Here is a 19,043-nt window from a genome sequence, read left to right on the forward strand (position 1 = left end):
GGGTTTTTCATGGGAAAGAAAGTACTCGTATTAGGTGAAATCCGGGATGATCATCTGCGCAATGTGTCATTTGAAGCGATTGCCGCCGGTAAAAAAGTGGCTCAAGGCGGCGAAGTGGTTGGTGTGTTAATAGGTGAATCAGTCCGTATGCTTGCAAACGAACTCATCCAATACGGAGCAGATCGTGTGATAACGATTGAAGATGCGAAACTGGCTCAATATACACCTGACGGCTATTCGCAGGCATTTATGGCGGCAGTAGAGCAGGAACAGCCTGAAGGGATTGTGTTTGGCCATACGGCGCTTGGAAAAGATTTATCACCAAAAATAGCGGCGAAGCTCAATGCCGGTTTAATATCCGATGCCACATCTGTAGAAGAAGAGGGTGCGGAAGTCGTGTTTACGCGCCCCATTTATTCGGGAAAAGCTTTTGAGAAAATCAAGGTAAAAGACGGAATCATATTTGTCACTATACGGCCAAATAATATGGAACCGCTTGAAAAAGATAATCAACGTTTAGGAGACGTTACAAGCCTATCTGTATCGATTGCCGATTTACGCACGGTTGTACAAAATGTTGTCCGCAAAGCAGCGAGTGGTGTAGATTTGTCGGAAGCGAAAGTCGTTGTTGCCGGCGGACGAGGTGTGAAAAGTGATGAAGGATTTGAACCGCTCAAAGAACTGGCTGCTGTTCTTAGAGGAGCAATCGGCGCCTCCCGGGGGGCATGTGATGCGGGTTACTGCGATTATTCTTTGCAAATTGGACAGACAGGGAAAGTGGTGACTCCCGATTTATATATTGCGTGCGGGATTTCTGGTGCGATTCAGCACCTTGCGGGTATGTCTAATTCCAAAGTGATCGTAGCCATTAACAAAGACCCGGAAGCCAACATATTTAATGTAGCGGATTACGGCATCGTCGGTGATTTGTTTGAAGTGGTGCCCATGCTGACAGAAGAAATTAAAAAATGGAAAGTGGCTCAGCCTTAACCAAAGGTCATTGTCTTTTAGAGGCAAATTAATAGCATCCGTTAAAGAACGGTGATATACTTTCCTTATTATTTAGAAATATAGGAGGTATGTATACATGACAATCGTAAAAACAACGGATCAAAACTTTGCAACTGAAACAGGCAGTGGCCTCGTACTCGCTGATTTTTGGGCACCTTGGTGTGGGCCTTGTAAAATGATCGCTCCCGTTCTTGAAGAATTAGACTCGGAACTTGGTGAAAAAGTAAAAATCGTTAAGCTTGATGTAGATGAAAATCAACAAACAGCAGGCGAGTATGGTGTTATGAGTATCCCAACATTGATTCTTTTTAAAGATGGACAGCCGGTGGACAAAGTCATCGGTTACCAGCCAAAAGAAGCGCTTGAAGAACTTATAAACCGCAATGCATAATTGGCATGAGGCGTCCCGCTTTGACGGGGGCGCTTTTTTTGTACGAAAGAGGTGACAGGAGTGAATGAACGAATCCGGCATAAACTGTCTCTTTTGCCAGATGAACCGGGCTGCTATTTAATGAAAGATCGTCATGGTACCATTATTTATGTAGGTAAGGCAAAAATATTGAAAAATCGGGTGCGATCTTATTTTACGGGCTCAAATGACGTGAAAACGACTCGTCTGGTCAGTGAAATTGTTGATTTCGAATATATTATAACGTCATCGGATTTAGAAGCGCTTATTTTAGAACTGAATTTAATTAAAAAACATGATCCGAAATACAACATCATGCTGAAAGATGATAAAAGCTATCCGTTTATTAAGCTGACAGCTGAACGCCATCCGCGCTTATTGATTACACGAAAAGTGAAAAAAGATAAAGCAAAATATTTTGGCCCTTATCCGAATGCATATGCGGCAAATGAAACGAAAAAGCTGCTCGATCGGCTTTACCCGCTTAGAAAATGTTCGGTGTTGCCAGACCGCGTTTGTCTTTATTATCATATGGGGCAGTGTCTCGCGCCGTGTATAAAAGAAGTGCCCGCTGCGACTTATAAAGAAATAGCAGCAGAAATTACTCGGTTTTTAAACGGCGGCCATCATGATGTGAAAAAAACACTTACCGATAAAATGAATGAAGCAGCTGAAAAGCTGGAATTTGAGCGCGCAAAAGAATATCGGGACCAGATTTCCCACATTGATACGCTTATGGAAAAACAAAAAATTAATATGATCGATTTTACCGACCGTGACGTCTTTGGTTACATCGTAGATAAAGGCTGGATGTGCGTACAAGTGTTTTTTGTCAGACAGGGAAGATTGATTGAACGCGACGTTTCCACATTTCCTATTTACAGTGAACCAGAGGAAGAATTTTTAACATACCTTGGCCGTTTTTATGAAGCTCCCGAACATTTTAAACCGAAAGAAATTTTATTGCCTGATACAGTAGACGAACACCTAGCGGAACAACTTATTGGAGTGCCAATGATCAAGCCGCAAAGAGGAAAGAAAAAAGAGCTTGTGAAGCTTGCTGAAAGCAATGCAAGAGCATCGCTGGGTGAAAAATTCGCATTGATTGACCGGGACGAAGAGCGTACCATTAAAGCGGCGGAACAGCTTGGGGAAGCAATGAATATTCATGTACCTTTACGTATTGAAGCGTTTGATAACTCCAATATTCAAGGAACGTCACCTGTTTCCGCAATGGTCGTATTTATCGACGGGAAAGCGGAGAAAAAAGAGTACCGGAAATATAAAGTTAAAACAGTGACAGGAGCGGATGATTACGGATCGATGCGTGAAGTCATCCGCCGTCGTTACGCACGCGTTTTGCAGGAGCATTTGCCGCTCCCTGATTTAATTATTATAGATGGCGGAAAAGGGCAAATTGAAGCGGCCCGCGATGTGTTGCTGAATGAATTTGGACTCGATATTCCAATTGCTGGCCTTGCAAAGGATGACCGGCACCGTACATCACAGCTTCTATATGGAAATCCGTTACAAGTTGTACCGCTTAAACATAATAGCCAGGCATTTTATTTGCTTCAGCGTATTCAAGACGAAGTGCATCGATTCGCGATTACGTTTCACCGGCAAATCCGCGGGAAAGGAGCCCTTCAATCTATACTTGATGAGATTGAAGGGGTTGGTCCGCAACGGAAAAAGCAGCTATTAAAAACATTCGGTTCATTAAAAAAATTAAAAGAAGCAACGAAAGAAGAAATTGTGGCAGCAGGCATTCCGGATAAAGTAGCGGATGCTGTGTTAAATGCATTAAAAGAAGAGTGATAACCAGATCTTTTTTATGAGGAAAAGCAGGCTGTCCATTATGGACAGCCTGCTTTAATTATTACCATTTTATCGTAATATCAACATATTTACTGCGTTTATTTAAACTGCAGATCGCTTCGGCTGCAGCATCAAATCGTGCCGCCATCTGTTCAGCCAAGAATCCGCCTTCAAGCGTAAAGGCAGGATCGGTTTGAACATCAAATCGGCGCTTTGTTAATCCGCCAGATAAGCGATAAATCATCTCTTTTTTATGTTCTTTTATAAGTTCAATCTGTCCCCAGCCCGCTTCTTTAAAAAAAGAGGATAACTCTTTCACATCTGTACAAGGAAAACGGCGGGCTAGTAATTTGCCGCCCCAGTATAGAATATCAGCGGAATCACTTCCTAAAATATCTGTAAGAAGCACGTCGCGAATTAGTTCATACCCAAAAACGGAGACGGACGCATCCGGCTGTACCATCTGTTCTTGCTGTTCCTGCTCTTCCTTTTCTTTCGTCAAAATAAACTCCCCACTTTCTTTCTAATATTATATACAAATACAACATTTGAAAAAAGAATATTCTGTTCTAAGATCTGGACAAAAATGTGCCCACCTTTCCTTGACGCTCGTACTTTATGAGAGTAAAATGAACCTTGTCACATCGTAAATTAAACATATGAAGCAGTATACGAATATAAGAATATTTGTGTTGTGCTTCAAGGATAAGGAGGGAAAATGGTGGCTGACAATCGAGAATTTTTTTACCGTAGGCTGCACTCATTGCTCGGTGTCATTCCAATCGGGTTGTTTATGACGCAGCATTTGGTCGTCAATCATTTTGCGACAAAAGGAGAAGATGAATTTAATCAAGCGGCCGGCTTTATGGCAAATTTGCCATTCGTTCTGGTGCTAGAAGTATTGGTCATCTACTTGCCGCTGTTGTTCCATGCTATTTATGGTTTGTATATTGCATTTACAGCGAAAAATAACATTGGCGCACATAGTTATTTCCGGAACTGGATGTTCATGCTTCAACGTGTGTCAGGCGTTATAACACTAGTATTCATTGCATGGCACGTTTGGGAAACAAGAGTCCAGGCAGCATTAGGTGCAGAAGTTGATTTTCAAATGATGGAGAATATTTTAAATAACCCATTTATGCTCGTATTTTACATAGTCGGCGTACTATCAGCTATTTTTCATTTTGCCAATGGTCTGTGGTCATTTTGTGTTAGCTGGGGAATTGCCGTATCACCACGTTCGCAGCAAATCGTTACATATGCAACACTATTCGTATTTGTCGCTCTATCAATCATCGGTTTGCGTGCAATCTTCGCATTTGTTTAATTATATCGGCAATGAATCGGTTTCTGTAAATAGAAAAATATAGTACAGAACTGGAAAAAAGGGAGAGAATCTCACAATGAGTAAAGGTAAAGTTATTATAGTCGGTGGAGGTCTCGCTGGGTTAATGGCTACGATTAAGGTGGCAGAAACGGGAACACCCGTTGAGCTGTTCTCGATTGTTCCGGTAAAACGATCTCACTCTGTTTGTGCACAAGGTGGTATTAATGGTGCAGTTAATACAAAAGGGGAAGGAGATTCTCCTTGGGAGCACTTTGATGATACAGTATATGGCGGTGATTTTCTTGCTAATCAGCCACCTGTAAAAGCAATGGCGGAAGCAGCGCCAGGAATTATTCATCTTCTTGATCGGATGGGCGTTATGTTCAACCGGACACCGGAAGGACTTCTTGACTTCCGCCGTTTCGGAGGAACACAGTATCACCGTACAGCATTTGCTGGTGCAACAACAGGACAGCAGCTTTTATATGCACTTGACGAACAAGTACGCCGTTATGAAGTAGAAGGACTTGTGACGAAATATGAAGGCTGGGAATTTCTCGGTTCGGTTATTGATGATGAAGGCATTTGCCGCGGAATCGTTGGACAAGATCTTTCAACGATGGAGATTCGTTCATTCCCTGGTGACGCGGTTATTATGGCAACGGGTGGACCTGGTATCATTTTTGGTAAATCAACGAATTCAATGATCAATACAGGTTCTGCGGCATCCATTGTGTATCAACAAGGCGCTAACTATGCAAATGGCGAGTTTATCCAGATTCATCCAACAGCGATTCCAGGGGATGATAAGCTCCGACTAATGAGTGAATCCGCGCGTGGTGAAGGCGGCCGCATTTGGACGTATAAAGACGGGAAGCCGTGGTATTTCCTTGAAGAAAAATATCCGGCATACGGAAACCTTGTGCCGCGTGATATCGCAACACGTGAAATCTTTGATGTTTGTATAAATCAAAAACTTGGTATTAACGGTGAAAACATGGTTTATCTGGATCTTTCACATAAAGACCCGCATGAACTTGATATTAAATTGGGCGGTATTATCGAAATCTATGAAAAATTCATGGGGGACGATCCGCGTAAAGTTCCAATGAAAATCTTCCCTGCGGTTCATTATTCAATGGGCGGACTATGGGTTGATTATGAACAGCAGACAAGCATACCTGGTCTATTTGCAGCCGGTGAGTGTGATTATTCACAGCATGGGGCAAACCGTCTCGGTGCTAACTCACTTCTTTCTGCTATCTATGGCGGTATGGTTGCAGGTCCAAATGCAGTCCGTTATATTAGCGGCTTAGAGAAAAGTGCAGATTCCATCTCATCTTCTATTTTCGATAACCATACGAAACAGCAAGAAGAAAAATGGAACGGCATTATGTCACTAAACAAAGGTTCAGAAAATGCATACGTTCTTCACAAGGAATTAGGAGAATGGATGACAAATAACGTAACGGTTGTCCGCTATAATGATAAATTGCAGCAAACAGATGATAAAATCGTCGAATTGCTTGAACGCTACCAAAATATCGATATTAATGACACAGCAAAATGGAGCAATCAAGGTGCGATGTTTACACGTCAGCTCAAAAATATGCTTCATCTAGCACGGGTTATTACGATCGGTGCGTTGAACCGGAACGAAAGCCGGGGAGCCCATTACAAACCAGATTTCCCAGACCGCAATGATGATCAGTTTATGAAAACAACAATGGCAACATTTACAGGTGAAAACACTGCGCCAGCTTTTCATTATGAGGACATAGATGTGTCACTAATTCCGCCTCGTAAGCGTGATTATACGAAGACTAAGGAGGAGAAAAAATAATGAATGAGCAAAAAACAGTCCGCTTCATCGTTACACGTCAGGACACGGCTGATTCTGCTCCGTACGATGAAGAGTTTGAAGTACCTTATCGCCCGAATATGAATGTTATTTCCGCACTGATGGAAATTCGTCGTAATCCGGTCAATAAAAAAGGTGAAAAAACGACACCAATTACATGGGATATGAACTGTCTAGAAGAAGTATGTGGCGCTTGCTCAATGAATATTAACGGGAAGCCACGCCAGTCGTGTACAGCGCTTATCGATCAGCTTGAACAGCCGATTCGCCTTGCACCGATGAACACATTCCCGGTTATGCGTGACTTGCAGGTCGACCGCAGCCGCATGTTTGACACCTTGAAACGTGTAAAAGCATGGGTGCCGATTGATGGGACGTATGACCTCGGTCCCGGACCGCGTATGCCAGAGCGTAAACGCCAGTGGGCTTATGAATTGTCTAAATGTATGACATGCGGAGTATGCCTTGAAGCGTGCCCGAACGTAAATAGTAAATCGAATTTTATCGGTGCTCAACCGCTTTCACAAGTAAGATTATTCAATGCGCATCCAACAGGCGCTATGAATCGTGATGAACGTCTGGAAACCATTATGGGCGACGGCGGCCTTGAGAGCTGCGGTAATTCGCAAAACTGTGTGCAGTCTTGTCCAAAAGGTATTCCATTAACAACATCCATTGCTGCCCTGAATCGTGAAGCAACTGTCCATTCATTCCGCAGATTTTTCGGAAGCGACCATGCCGTTGATTAATGATTAAAAACCTTCAGCGTTTGCTGAAGGTTTTTTTGTGCGTACAGCGGTGAATTCTGCTTTAATAAGCAGTAAAAAAACGCTTATTTAAGAAATTAAGGGAACCTAACAAAGATAAGTGAAAATTGGCCGCGACCAATTGTAGACTGCAAGCATATGATATGGGTAGCGACGGCTAACCAATAAAGGCCGACTTGTGAAAGGGTGACATTGTGTGTGGCTGCATCCATCTTAACGAAACGTGAAAAAGAGGTCTTTGACTGGCTTATTGTCGGAAAATCGACATATGATATTGCACAGCTCCTCGGAATTAGTGAAAAAACGGTGCGAAACCATATCTCGAATGGAATTCAAAAATTAGGTGTAAAAGGGCGTGCACAGGCGATTGTAGAGCTATTGCGGCTTGGTGAAATTAATTTATGAGCAGTGCTGATTGACAGCGCTGCTCTTCCCTATTTCCGTTCACTTGCATTTTAGACGAAAAACAGGGAAAATATACGTGAAAAGCTAAAATTTTTTTTATTATTAATGAGGAGTCAGATTAAATGGGCTTCTTCGCAAAAGGATAGGTTGAAATGAAAGTGGAACGAGGCGGAATTGTTGAACAAACCAATTGGCGTGATTGATTCGGGTGTCGGGGGGCTGACAGTAGCGAAAGAAATGATGCGCCAGCTCCCGAAAGAAAAGATTTATTATGTAGGAGATACAGCACGTTGTCCATATGGGCCGCGGCTGCCAGGCGAAGTACGGAAATTTACGTGGGAAATGACGCGCTTTTTGGAACGTTACGATATAAAAATGCTCGTCATTGCCTGCAATACAGCAACAGCTGTTGTACTAGAAGAGATTAGAAGAGAAATGCCGATTCCAGTTGTTGGTGTTATTCAGCCGGGAGCGCGTGCGGCAATTAAAGAAACGAAAAATCGCCATATAGCAGTCCTTGGAACGGTAGGAACAATTAAAAGCAAGGCGTATGAAAAAGCGATTAACGCGACCGATTCCGATGCGGAAATTTATCCGCTGGCCTGTCCGGATTTTGTGCCGCTTGTTGAAAGCGGCGAATACAAAAGTGAACGGGCAAAAAAAATTGTGGCCGAAACGCTGCAGCCTTTGAAAGAAACGCCTGCTGATACGGTTATTTTAGGATGTACTCACTATCCACTATTACAACCGATTATTGCTGAATTTATGGGACCAGGTGTATCGGTTATTAGTTCCGGTGATGAAACAGCATACGGTGTTAGTTCAATACTAGAATTTAATAATATGATGGCTGAAGACGAAATGCCTGAACACCGTTTTTTTACAACGGGTCATACAAAATCATTTTATAAAATTGCTTCTGATTGGCTAGGGGACACACCTATTCAAATTAAGAACATTCAGCTGGCGTAATGTCAGCTTTTTTTGTTCTGCAAAAAAAAGCGGTTCATATACATGTACCATTGCATATTCAGGAGGGCGATCTGTGTGCGTTTATTTCGGAAAGCGTCGTTTGTTGCCGCGGTTATGGTTATCTCAGGCTGCAGTTATCCATTTGGACAGGACAGCGAAACAGATGAGCTGCCGAAACGCGTTGTCTATTCAGAATCAGAAGTGGACAGTCCGGTATCGGCAAACGAGACGATCATGGCCGAACTGTATGTAATTGACGAGAACAATCTTGTTGTCCCGCAGGCTGTTCCTATTGCAAGGACGGATAATGAAGAAAAAGCAGCCTTACAGTATTTGGCTACAGGAGAAATTGGTAATGGATTCCGTACACCACTGCCTGAAGGAACAGTCATTGAAAATGTGGAGATAAAAGGACGGGAAGCAGTTGTAAGCGTGTCAGGAACATTTGCGGATTATGCCCCGGAAGATGAAGCAAATATTGCAGCAGCCATCACATGGACAGTGACAGGATTTGGGAAAGCAGACCGTGTTCAAATTGAATTGGACGGAAAAAGGCTGCAAACGATGCCGATCGGCGGAATGCCGATTGCAGCAGCCGGTATGCGGCGTGAAGATGGTATTAATATGGAGGCAAGCTATACAAAAACAGGGGCAACGAAACCACTAACCATCTATTTTTCTGCACAAAATGAGCAGGGGCCTTACTATGTACCGGTGACACGCCGGATTTCGGCTGATACAAATGATACAAAGGATCTCATCTCAGCAGCCGTAACGGAACTGTCAAAAGGACCTGATGCCGGAAGCGGCCTGGCTTCTGAACTTATGCCGGAAACAAAACTCGTCGAGCCGCCTACTGTACAAAAAGGACGGGCTGTGCTGCATTTTAATGATGCTATTCTAGAAAATAACGGAGAAGCGCTTCTTTCCAGCCGGGTACTCAAGCCGCTTTCGTTAACACTGGCTGAGTCCGCTGGCATTGAAAGCATGGCCATTCAAGTAGATGGGCAATCAAATGTAAAGCTTGAAACAGGTGAACAAGTCCCAGCTTCTATTACGGCTCCATTGTTTATTAATCAACAAAGTATTGTTTCAGCAGAATGAAGATTTGACAGATGCGCACAAATTCCGGAAAATGAACAACGGACGAAGTAAAAACGGAGGTTATGAATGATGCGCATAGATGGACGAAAAGAGTATGAACTGAGGCCAGTAGAAATTGAACCTCATTTTCTCACCCATCCGGAAGGATCAGTGTTAATTTCAGTCGGTCAAACGAAAGTGATCTGCACAGCGAGTATTGAAGATCGTGTGCCTCCTTTTATGCGAGGGAGTGGCAAAGGATGGGTAACAGCGGAATATGCCATGATTCCTCGTGCGACAGGACAGCGTAACATGCGGGAATCAACAAAAGGAAAAGTGACTGGACGGACGATGGAAATTCAGCGGCTAATCGGCAGGGCGCTACGTGCTGTCGTTGACCTTGATATCATTGGTGAACGGACTGTGTGGATCGATTGTGATGTTATTCAAGCAGACGGCGGGACGCGAACAGCGGCTATTACCGGCGCATTTATAGCGATGACCATGGCGCTTCATCATCTAGCTATTGAAAAAGATTTTCAAGTGTACCCCATTACTGATTTTTTGGCAGCGACGAGTGTAGGGATCGTCAAAGATCATGGTGTCGTGGTAGACTTGAATTATGAGGAAGACAGTACAGCTGTCGTCGATATGAATGTTGTCATGACGGGGTCAGGCCAATTTGTCGAAGTACAGGGAACCGGGGAAGAAGCGACATTTTCGATGGACGAACTACAGCAGCTGCTTGAAGCTGCACAATCGGGAATAAAAGAACTTTTCGAGATTCAGACAGACATTCTTGGTATTGCGGCAAACCTTATTAATGAAAGGAAGGCCGAGCAGTGAACGAAGTGATAATTGCTACGAAAAACAGAGGAAAAGCAAAAGAATTTGTAAAAATGTTCGAAACATACGGAATCGTTGTCAAAACATTAATTGATTACCCGGAGCTGCCGGACGTAGAAGAAACAGGCAAAACGTTTGCGGAAAATGCGCTTTTAAAAGCTGAATCTGCTGCTTGTTTAACCGGACAGCCGGCCATTGCAGATGACTCTGGACTTGTCATAGATGCGTTAGACGGCAGACCAGGCGTCTATTCTGCTCGATATGCAGGGATTGATAAAGATGACAAAGCAAACAACAGAAAAGTGCTTGAGGAAATGGCTGAAATAGCAGATGATCACCGAAGCGCCCGCTTCAAATGTGTTCTTGCGGTTTCATTTCCAGACGGTCGGGAACCTATACTAGTAGAGGGTAACTGCGAGGGCCGCATTGCTCGTGGGGAAAGTGGCACAAATGGATTCGGCTATGATCCGTTATTTATTCCGGATGGATTTGATCAAACGATGGCGCAACTCGAGCCAAACGTGAAAAATGAGATCAGCCATCGGGCAAAGGCCCTTCAGAAATTACAGATTGCACTAACCGAATTGGAAGGTGAAAGGAAATGAAACTGCTTGTTGTCAGTGACAGCCACGGGTGGGATAAAGTACTAACAGATTTGAAACGCCGTTATGCAAATAAAGTCGACGTGATGATTCATTGCGGCGACTCAGAACTTAGCGCAGATGATCCGGCTATAGAAGGATTTACAATTGTACGGGGTAACTGCGATATAGAAGATCAGTTTCCAAATGATGTGTTAGAGAGCGTTGGAGAATTCCGTATTTTTGTTACGCATGGTCATCGATATGATGTGAAAATGACCCTCTTGAATCTAGCGTACAAAGCGAAAGAAAACAGCGCTGATTTTGTATTTTTCGGCCACACACACACAGCGGGGGCTGAACAGCAGGATGGCGTTATATATTTAAATCCGGGGAGTATTTCGCTCCCTAAAGGCCGCCGAGAAAAAACATATGCGATCGCGGAAGTGGACAAGAAAAAAACGATCGTGCGCTTTTATGATGAAAAGCATCACGAAATTGAAGAAATACGTACAATATTTAAACACTGATTGATAGGAACGGGTGCCCCGCACGTTTCATGCGGGGCTTTTTAAGAGTCAGCGATCCTTATTACTTTTATAATTAAAAACCTATTGACATCACTTCCACTCATTGCTATTATAAGTATTGTCTTTAAGGATGTCCCAGTAGCTCAGCTGGATAGAGCAACGGCCTTCTAAGCCGTCGGTCGGGGGTTCGAATCCCTCCTGGGACGCCATACATAAGAAATCAAGAAGGCGGTCTGACACGTAATGGTGCGGATCGTCTTTTTTCTTAAACACTTTTATTCATGTAAGTGAAACGGTCATGTGCGAAATTTGCCCGTTATTGACCTTACCAATGGTGGAGGTGTTTTTTTGTTATGATAAAAAGAAGCGGGATACCTGATGTAAAGGTCGATGTGAGAAAAATGTTAACTGAAACCGTCCACACCACATCTGAAATTTATTTTAAACAAGTGTGGGTAATATACAAATTCAATGACAGTTAAAGCGGCTCTTGAGGTTATTACGCGTCATGTGAAAGAATATATTTCTTAGTTAGCTGCCTTTGAGTTTTGAATAAAGTAATGAACAAAGCCGGGGTTGGTAAAACTACACTTGAACAGAAGCCAGCATTATTTACAGATAAGAACGAGATTATACGCAATTATTTCGAAATAGGGAAGGAGTTATCAAAAAATGGTACGTGAAGATAAACAACCGCGTAATCCACAAGCAGACCCACAGGAAAACGTCTTACATCCCCCCGAGAGCGGTCAGGATGACGAGAGAATGTCAGAGGAAGTAAGGGAGTTAGATCCGGTTAAAGGGTACAATAGAGTTCATGTAGATCACCAAAATAATAAGTGAATAATAAAAATCCCAAATAACTATTATGTATACCAAAAAAGGGCGTCTTTTGATGTCCTTTTTCTTTATGCTCTCATCTCTGTGTAAAAGCATATAAAAGAAAGTTAACAACAGTCTAAGTACGGAAATTGTCCGTTTATCTAAATGGTGAAATGAACAGTGCAGTATTGAGTTGCCATTGATTAATCAAAATGGCGTATTTTTTGGTGCAAAATATGCGATTCGCGAGATGCTGAAAACAGGTGGCGGTTCGATTGTAAATACAGCATCTATTTTAGGTCATGTCGGGCAAGCCGGAGCTTTTGCTTATAATGCAAGTAAAGGCGCCGTCAATATTTTAACGAAATCACTGGCTCTTGAATATGCAGACAAAAACATTCGGGTAAACGCTGTTTGCCCAGGCTATGTAGAATCAGGCATGGTGAACAAAGAAGCGCTCGGTGACTATTATGATGGACTCGTTGCGCAGCATCCGGTCGGCCGACTCGGTAGACCCGATGAAATTGCACACGCCATTGTCTTCTTATGTGAAAATGACTTTGTTACAGGCAGTTCTTTACTCATTGATGGCGGCTACACAGCACAATAACGAAAAGAAAAAAACCTTCTTCCCTGAAACGAGTGGAGAAGGTTTTTTTGTCCATTTTCTTAGTAAATAAAAACGATGAAACATATAGAGATAGAATGAATGTCAGTTAGTCGTATTAAAAAGCCGTCTGTCGCGTAATGGTGTGGATCATCTTTTTCTTTTCCTCTTGATAGTTTTGTCCTCGACTGGTCGCCAAGTTAATCTTCCTTCTCGTTCAATTTGCTTACTGTTTCCTGAATAAGATTATATAGATATCAAAAAGACATTGTTTATGTACATATTGATGATTAATATAGATATATCGAAAGAAATTCAACAAAGTGGATGTGATTATTTTGAAAAAAGTAGAAGCAATTATTCGTCCTCAACTGTTATCAAACACGATTAATGGACTCAACGACATCGGTGTAACGGCTTTTACAGTCACCCAAGTCGTGGGACGAGGTCAACAGGTGGATGGCAACGGAGTATACAGGGGACGAAATTACAAAGTTAATTTGCATCCAAAAGTAAAGATGGAAATTATCGTATCCGATTTTATGGTGGAAGGCGTTATCAAAACGGTGATGAACGCAGCGTACACTGGTGAAGCCGGCGATGGGAAAATTTTTGTGTATCCTGTCATGGAAGCATACAATATTCGGACAAAACAAATTGATACAACGATTACGGAACTAGCAGAAGATGGGGTGGAGTAAGATGGAACTTATTTATTTGAATACCGTCTGGGTTATCATTGCAGCAGCGATGGTGTTATTAATGGAAGGCGGATTTAGTTTGCTTGAAGCAGGTCTTGTACGGACGAAGAATGCAGTAAACGTAACGATGAAAATTTTCGTCGACTTGACGATTGCAGTACTTACATTCTGGGTAGTTGGATTTGGCATTATGTTTGGAGAGGACGCCGGCGGATTCATTGGCACAAGTTTATTTGGAGCACCAGAACGAATTGAATTAGGAATGGAACTTCCAGGTGCAGCATTCGTATTATTCCAAATCGGCTTTGCGATTGCTTGTGTATCCATTGTTTCCGGGGCACTTGCAGAACGAATGAATTTTAAAGCCTATATAGTAACAGCCATCCTCCTTACGTCGATTGTCTATCCTCTTTCCGGTCATTGGGTATGGAATGCAGACGGCTGGCTCGCCCAGCTCGGCATGAAAGATTTTGCGGGTTCAGCGGTTATTCACGGCATGGGTGGCTTTTTAGCACTCGCCATGGCGATTGTACTTGGGCCACGTCAAGGCCGATTTAACGGCGACGGCAGTGTCAATGTCTTTGTACCAAGTAATATTCCACTTGCATCAGCGGGTGCATTCCTATTATGGTTCGGCTGGTTTGGTTTCAATGCCGGCAGCACACTTGATGCCTCCAACGCGTCACTTGCCGTCATCGCACTCAACACCATGCTCGCTGGAGCATCTGGTGGTACGACGGCTCTTTTATTGACAATGTTCCGTTATGGAAAAACAGATCCAAGTATGACAATTAACGGGATTTTATCTGGGCTAGTTGCGGTAACAGCAGGCTGCGCGTTCGTTGCGCCAATGAGCACCATCTTAATCGGCGCAATTGGTGGTGTAATCGTTGTCTTCGGCACATTATTAATTGATCGAATGAAAGTAGATGACCCGGTTGGTGCAGTTGCGGTACATGGCTTTAACGGATTATTCGGTACAATCGCAGTTGGTTTGTTCGATATAACAGATGGTCTGTTCACAACAGGTCAAACTGAGCTTTTGCAAGTTCAACTAATCGGTGCACTTGCTGTATGTGCGTGGGGTTTTGCAAGTGGACTATTCATTGCGTATCTTGCTAAAGCAACAGTAGGTCTTCGTGCGACGAAAAAAGAAGAAATCGAAGGACTCGATATGTCGTACCACGGTATCCCGGCTTACAACGAACTTGAACGCTTTATAGACGTTCCAGTCAATATGTATAATTTTGAAGAGACAACAGGTGTTACTGTCATCGCACCAAAAGCAAAAACGATTAATCATTAATGAAAGTATGCCGATGGGGTTCAAATCCTTCTAAGGGACGTCATATATAAAAAATCAAGAAGGCGATCTGTCACGTAATGGTGCGGATCGCCTTTTTTCTGTTCTTTCGATTTATCACATGCTACACTTTGTTTATTAAAAATCGGAGCGGGTGATACATAAAATGAAAAAGAAAAAGAGGATCAAAGACGGCAATGTTATTCAATTTCCGGGCACGCTAGGTCATCTGGAGAGAGAGGGGCAGACGGCACTGGAAGAAAAGCGGTTTGATGATGCGATTCGTTTCTACACAGAAGCACTCCGTTTTGAGACAGACCGTGCTGAAGAGCTTAAAATGGCTTTGCTTATTGCTTATCATGAAAGCGGAAGTTATGATAAAGGAATTCAGTTGTCACGAAGTATGCTTCATGCAGGTGAAGGGCACTACTTTGATGTGCTTGATTTACATGTACTAATGCTTATTCAAAAAAAATGTTATCAAGAAGTAGCGGATACGTTAGGAGCACTACTTGAAGAGGGGCTTCCTCCAGATCGATATGAGCATTTCGCCCATTTGAAAGCGCTCGCTGATCGAATGAGTATAAAGCCGAATATCCCGGCAGAGGCACTGTTTAAACAAGAAGATACGCTGCAGGATAAAATGATAAAACTTGCGGAACTTGGGCCGAACGGTGCAGCGCCTTACGAAAAAGAATTGATCAAGATGCTTGCAAATAAGAAAGAGCATCCGTTTATTCAAACGATATCACTCGGGCTGCTCCGGGAAATGGGGATTGCTCAAAATGTAAACGTTCGGAAATTTCATTTTGAAAAAGAGGTTATTCCCGTGCTGACGGACGAAGTGTTCAGTCGGCCATTTTATAAGGAAACATGCGCCCGCCTTGATCAAACGATTAGCCAGGAAAACCCAGTTTTATTTGAGCAAGCAGTAGAATTGATTAAGCAACAGTTATTTTTAATGCATCCGTTTGATCCGGAAGTAGAACCATCTGTCTGGGCGAATGCAGCGGTTCTCTACATTGAATCGCTTTATCGGTCTGGAGAGACGCTTTCTAATATAGATAATGAGATAGAAAAGGCACTTTTATTTATGAAAGAACTCGATGAAATTTCATCCTTTTAGTTGAAAGAAAGTGGCTATATGGTATAATGTAAAAGTCGTATTGTGTCCTTTTTGTATCAGAAAGAATATACATAAGGCGAACGTTCATCTTTATTAATAGATTGTTGGAGGGAATTTTTTATGTCTGCAAAGTGGGAAAAATTAGAAGGGAACCAGGGAGTGCTCACTGTTGAAGTTGATGCTGAAACAGTTAAAAAAGGACTTGACGCTGCGTTCCAAAAAGTCGTAAAAACAATTAATGTACCGGGATTCCGTAAAGGAAAAATGCCTCGTCCATTGTTCGAACAACGTTTCGGCGTTGAATCACTTTATCAGGATGCGATCGATGCGATTCTTCCGGAAGCGTATGGAAATGCGATTGATGAAGCAGGTATTGAGCCTGTAGACCGCCCTGAAATCGATGTAGAGCAGTTCGAAAAAGGCAAAACATTCATCTTCAAAGCGACAGTTACAGTGAAGCCTGAAGTGACACTTGGGGAATACAAAGGCCTTGAAGTAGAAAAGGCAAGCACAGAGGTAACAGAGGAAGACGTTCAGAACGAACTTCAAGCTCTTCAAAAACGTCATGCTGAGCTGGTTGTAAAAGAAGGCGGCGCTGTTGAAAATGAGGATACCGTTGTAATCGATTTCGAAGGATTCGTTAACGGTGAAGCATTTGAGGGCGGACAAGCTGAAAACTATTCAATCGTTATCGGTTCTGGTACATTCATTCCTGGATTTGAAGAGCAGCTTATCGGCATGAAAACAGGGGAAGAAAAAGAAGTAGAAGTGACATTCCCTGAAGAATATCATGCAGAAGAGCTTGCGGGCCAACCTGCTGTATTCAAAGTGAAACTTCATGAAGTAAAAGCACAAGAACTTCCAGAGCTAAATGATGATTTCGCGAAGGAAACAGACGAAGAAGTGGAAACACTTGATGCGTTGACAGCAAAAATTAAAGAACGGTTAGCTGAGCAAAAGCAAAGCGCTTCTGAACAAAAATTGCGTGATGATCTTGTGGAACAAGCGGTAGCAAATGCAGAATCTGATATTCCAGATGTCATGATTGACAGTGAAATCGACCGTATGCTTCAAGAGTTTACACAAAACCTTTCGATGCAAGGAATGAACCTTGACCTTTATTACCAGTTTTCAGGACAATCAGAAGCAGATTTACGCGCACAAATGAAAGAAAATGCGGCAACCCGTGTGCGTACGAGCTTAACGCTTGAAGCCATTGCTGTTGCTGAAAACCTTGAGCCAACAGATGAAGATGTAGAAGCCGAAGTAAATAAAATGGCTGAGCAATTTGGCCTTTCAAAAGAAGATATTCAAAAAGCACTTGGCAGTCTTGATGGCATGAAAGCAGACTTGAAAATTCGCAAAGCAGTTGAATTTCTTGTAGAGAACAGCAAAACTAGTGCATAATAAAAGGATGAACTGACAAGGCACGACTTAATCGTGCCTTGTTTTCTACCATAAAACATGAGGAAAATGCTTTTTCGTTTTTGTTTTATGGCAAATATGCTACAATGCGATACATAACTTAACTAAGGGGTAGTCAAAAAGTCGGTCTACTGAATTTTTCCGGCTGCACCAACATAGCATAAGGGGTGAACTAAATGTTTAAATTTAATGAAGAAAAAGGACAGTTAAAATGCTCGTTTTGCGGCAAATCGCAGGACCAGGTGCGTAAACTCGTAGCCGGACCGGGCGTATATATTTGTGACGAGTGTATTGAGCTTTGCACAGAAATCGTAGAGGAAGAACTGGGCACAGAAGAAGAAGTAGAGTTTAAAGACGTGCCAAAACCGACACAAATTCGTGAAATTTTAGGTGAATATGTTATCGGTCAGGAGCGGGCGAAAAAATCACTTGCTGTTGCGGTTTATAATCACTATAAACGTATCAATTCTAACAGCAAGGTAGACGATGTAGAATTAGCTAAATCAAACATTTGCTTAATCGGGCCGACAGGAAGCGGTAAAACACTTTTGGCGCAGACACTTGCCCGTATTTTGAATGTGCCATTTGCTATTGCAGATGCAACGTCATTAACAGAGGCAGGGTACGTTGGGGAAGATGTTGAAAATATTTTGCTAAAGTTAATTCAAGCGGCTGATTATGATGTAGAAAAAGCAGAAAAAGGCATTATTTACATCGATGAAATTGATAAAGTAGCCCGTAAATCGGAAAACCCGTCGATTACACGTGATGTTTCCGGAGAAGGGGTACAGCAGGCATTACTGAAAATTCTAGAAGGTACGGTTGCAAGCGTGCCGCCTCAAGGCGGACGTAAACATCCGCATCAGGAATTTATCCAAATTGATACAACAAACATTCTCTTTATTTGTGGAGGAGCATTTGATGGTGTTGAGCAGATTATCAAACGCCGTCTCGGTCAAAAAGTGATCGGTTTTGGCTCTGATACTAAAAAAGAGGAAGTAGAAGATAAATCACTTTTATCTCATCTTCTTCCAGAAGATTTGCTTCGTTTTGGCTTAATCCCAGAATTTATCGGTCGTCTTCCGGTTATTTCAAGTCTTGAGCAACTTGATGAAAGTGCTCTTATTGAAATTTTGACGAAACCGAAAAATGCACTTGTGAAGCAATATGAGAAAATGCTTGAGCTTGATGATGTTGAGCTTGAGTTTGAAGAGGATGCACTGCGTGAAATTGCCAAAAAAGCAATTGAGCGTAAAACAGGTGCACGTGGACTTCGATCTATTATTGAAAGCATCATGCTTGAAGTAATGTATGAACTCCCTTCACGTGATGATATTAAAACATGTATCATTACAAAGGAAGCAGTGACTGATCATACAGCACCGCGTCTTTTGGACGAAAATGGTAATGAAGTCGGTTCAGCTGATAAAACATCTGCGTAATCAG

The 19,043-nt window shown here is 42.6% G+C and carries 18 protein-coding genes, 1 tRNA gene and 1 pseudogene; 19 read left to right on the forward strand and 1 reads right to left on the reverse strand.

Annotated elements, in window-relative coordinates:
- Positions 1-9: 9 nt before the first annotated feature.
- The 3 genes from ACZYRN_RS00730 (at position 10) to uvrC (ending at position 3,238) form a co-directional block, all read left to right on the forward strand.
- Positions 10-990 carry an electron transfer flavoprotein subunit alpha/FixB family protein gene (locus tag ACZYRN_RS00730; RefSeq protein WP_488909591.1) on the forward strand — a complete coding sequence of 327 codons (981 nt, stop codon included), beginning with the start codon at positions 10-12 and terminating at the stop codon, positions 988-990.
- 97 nt (positions 991-1,087) lie between these two features.
- Positions 1,088-1,402 carry a thioredoxin gene (gene trxA / locus ACZYRN_RS00735; protein WP_488909592.1) on the forward strand — a complete coding sequence of 105 codons (315 nt, stop codon included), beginning with the start codon at positions 1,088-1,090 and terminating at the stop codon, positions 1,400-1,402.
- Between the two features lie 60 nt (positions 1,403-1,462).
- Positions 1,463-3,238, forward strand: a complete 1,776-nt coding sequence (gene uvrC, locus ACZYRN_RS00740; protein ID WP_488909593.1) for an excinuclease ABC subunit UvrC — start codon at positions 1,463-1,465, stop codon at positions 3,236-3,238.
- A gap of 61 nt (positions 3,239-3,299) precedes the next feature.
- On the opposite strand, the gene ACZYRN_RS00745 is transcribed toward uvrC, so the two are convergent.
- Entirely contained in the window at positions 3,300-3,740 is a 441-nt protein-coding gene (locus ACZYRN_RS00745; RefSeq protein ID WP_488909594.1) for a YslB family protein, read from the reverse strand.
- A 219-nt stretch (positions 3,741-3,959) separates the two neighbouring features.
- Between ACZYRN_RS00745 and ACZYRN_RS00750 the strand changes: the two genes are divergently transcribed.
- From ACZYRN_RS00750 to clpX, 16 genes and pseudogenes are all read left to right on the forward strand, one after another.
- Positions 3,960-4,568 carry a succinate dehydrogenase cytochrome b558 subunit gene (locus ACZYRN_RS00750; protein WP_488909595.1) on the forward strand — a complete coding sequence of 203 codons (609 nt, stop codon included), beginning with the start codon at positions 3,960-3,962 and terminating at the stop codon, positions 4,566-4,568.
- A gap of 76 nt (positions 4,569-4,644) precedes the next feature.
- Complete coding sequence (gene sdhA / locus ACZYRN_RS00755) at positions 4,645-6,411, forward strand: succinate dehydrogenase flavoprotein subunit (RefSeq protein ID WP_488909596.1); 1,767 nt, start codon at positions 4,645-4,647, stop codon at positions 6,409-6,411.
- Positions 6,411-7,178: a succinate dehydrogenase iron-sulfur subunit gene (gene sdhB / locus ACZYRN_RS00760; RefSeq protein WP_488909597.1), complete on the forward strand. Its 768-nt coding sequence runs from the start codon at positions 6,411-6,413 to the stop codon at positions 7,176-7,178. The genes sdhA and sdhB overlap by 1 nt, the downstream gene beginning before the upstream one ends.
- Positions 7,179-7,394: 216 nt before the next feature.
- On the forward strand, positions 7,395-7,601 hold the full coding sequence (locus ACZYRN_RS00765) for a helix-turn-helix domain-containing protein (protein WP_018394100.1): 207 nt from the start codon (positions 7,395-7,397) through the stop codon (positions 7,599-7,601).
- 177 nt (positions 7,602-7,778) lie between these two features.
- Positions 7,779-8,573 carry a glutamate racemase gene (gene racE, locus ACZYRN_RS00770; protein ID WP_488909598.1) on the forward strand — a complete coding sequence of 265 codons (795 nt, stop codon included), beginning with the start codon at positions 7,779-7,781 and terminating at the stop codon, positions 8,571-8,573.
- A gap of 75 nt (positions 8,574-8,648) precedes the next feature.
- Positions 8,649-9,677, forward strand: a complete 1,029-nt coding sequence (locus ACZYRN_RS00775) for a GerMN domain-containing protein (RefSeq protein ID WP_488909599.1) — start codon at positions 8,649-8,651, stop codon at positions 9,675-9,677.
- Positions 9,678-9,746: 69 nt separating this feature from the next.
- A complete protein-coding gene (gene rph, locus ACZYRN_RS00780) occupies positions 9,747-10,502 on the forward strand; it encodes a ribonuclease PH (protein WP_488910511.1) in 756 nt (251 codons plus the stop codon).
- The gene (locus ACZYRN_RS00785) at positions 10,499-11,107 is read left to right on the forward strand and encodes an XTP/dITP diphosphatase (RefSeq protein WP_488909600.1); all 609 of its coding nucleotides are present in this window, start codon (positions 10,499-10,501) and stop codon (positions 11,105-11,107) included. The genes rph and ACZYRN_RS00785 overlap by 4 nt, the downstream gene beginning before the upstream one ends.
- Positions 11,104-11,613, forward strand: coding sequence for a metallophosphoesterase (locus ACZYRN_RS00790; RefSeq protein WP_488909601.1), 510 nt, complete (start codon positions 11,104-11,106; stop codon positions 11,611-11,613). Before ACZYRN_RS00785 ends, ACZYRN_RS00790 begins: the two co-directional genes overlap by 4 nt.
- 132 nt (positions 11,614-11,745) lie before the next feature.
- Positions 11,746-11,822 (forward strand) — tRNA-Arg (locus tag ACZYRN_RS00795).
- Positions 11,823-12,637: 815 nt separating this feature from the next.
- Positions 12,638-13,045, forward strand: a pseudogene (locus tag ACZYRN_RS00800) (SDR family NAD(P)-dependent oxidoreductase); the annotation flags it as partial.
- Positions 13,046-13,380: 335 nt separating this feature from the next.
- Complete coding sequence (locus tag ACZYRN_RS00805; protein ID WP_488909602.1) at positions 13,381-13,743, forward strand: P-II family nitrogen regulator; 363 nt, start codon at positions 13,381-13,383, stop codon at positions 13,741-13,743.
- A 1-nt stretch (position 13,744) separates the two neighbouring features.
- Positions 13,745-15,049 (forward strand): ammonium transporter, encoded by a 1,305-nt coding sequence (locus ACZYRN_RS00810; protein WP_488909603.1) that lies wholly within the window; start codon positions 13,745-13,747, stop codon positions 15,047-15,049.
- Between the two features lie 163 nt (positions 15,050-15,212).
- Positions 15,213-16,172 carry a tetratricopeptide repeat protein gene (locus ACZYRN_RS00815; RefSeq protein ID WP_488909604.1) on the forward strand — a complete coding sequence of 320 codons (960 nt, stop codon included), beginning with the start codon at positions 15,213-15,215 and terminating at the stop codon, positions 16,170-16,172.
- A gap of 120 nt (positions 16,173-16,292) precedes the next feature.
- Positions 16,293-17,579 carry a trigger factor gene (gene tig / locus ACZYRN_RS00820; RefSeq protein WP_488909605.1) on the forward strand — a complete coding sequence of 429 codons (1,287 nt, stop codon included), beginning with the start codon at positions 16,293-16,295 and terminating at the stop codon, positions 17,577-17,579.
- A gap of 194 nt (positions 17,580-17,773) precedes the next feature.
- Positions 17,774-19,039 (forward strand): ATP-dependent protease ATP-binding subunit ClpX, encoded by a 1,266-nt coding sequence (gene clpX, locus ACZYRN_RS00825; RefSeq protein WP_488909606.1) that lies wholly within the window; start codon positions 17,774-17,776, stop codon positions 19,037-19,039.
- Positions 19,040-19,043: the final 4 nt, after the last annotated feature.

Source organism: Domibacillus sp. F004, assembly GCF_057814295.1.

What these genes read in the sequence shown, in the direction of transcription:
- ACZYRN_RS00810 (WP_488909603.1), top strand. Translation starts at nt 13,745, where the DNA reads ATGGAACTTATTTATTTGAATACCGTCTGGGTTATCATTGCAGCAGCG.
- sdhA (WP_488909596.1), top strand. Translation starts at nt 4,645, where the DNA reads ATGAGTAAAGGTAAAGTTATTATAGTCGGTGGAGGTCTCGCTGGGTTA.
- ACZYRN_RS00730 (WP_488909591.1), top strand. Translation starts at nt 10, where the DNA reads ATGGGAAAGAAAGTACTCGTATTAGGTGAAATCCGGGATGATCATCTG.
- trxA (WP_488909592.1), top strand. Translation starts at nt 1,088, where the DNA reads ATGACAATCGTAAAAACAACGGATCAAAACTTTGCAACTGAAACAGGC.
- sdhB (WP_488909597.1), top strand. Translation starts at nt 6,411, where the DNA reads ATGAATGAGCAAAAAACAGTCCGCTTCATCGTTACACGTCAGGACACG.
- ACZYRN_RS00815 (WP_488909604.1), top strand. Translation starts at nt 15,213, where the DNA reads ATGAAAAAGAAAAAGAGGATCAAAGACGGCAATGTTATTCAATTTCCG.
- tig (WP_488909605.1), top strand. Translation starts at nt 16,293, where the DNA reads ATGTCTGCAAAGTGGGAAAAATTAGAAGGGAACCAGGGAGTGCTCACT.
- rph (WP_488910511.1), top strand. Translation starts at nt 9,747, where the DNA reads ATGCGCATAGATGGACGAAAAGAGTATGAACTGAGGCCAGTAGAAATT.
- clpX (WP_488909606.1), top strand. Translation starts at nt 17,774, where the DNA reads ATGTTTAAATTTAATGAAGAAAAAGGACAGTTAAAATGCTCGTTTTGC.
- ACZYRN_RS00790 (WP_488909601.1), top strand. Translation starts at nt 11,104, where the DNA reads ATGAAACTGCTTGTTGTCAGTGACAGCCACGGGTGGGATAAAGTACTA.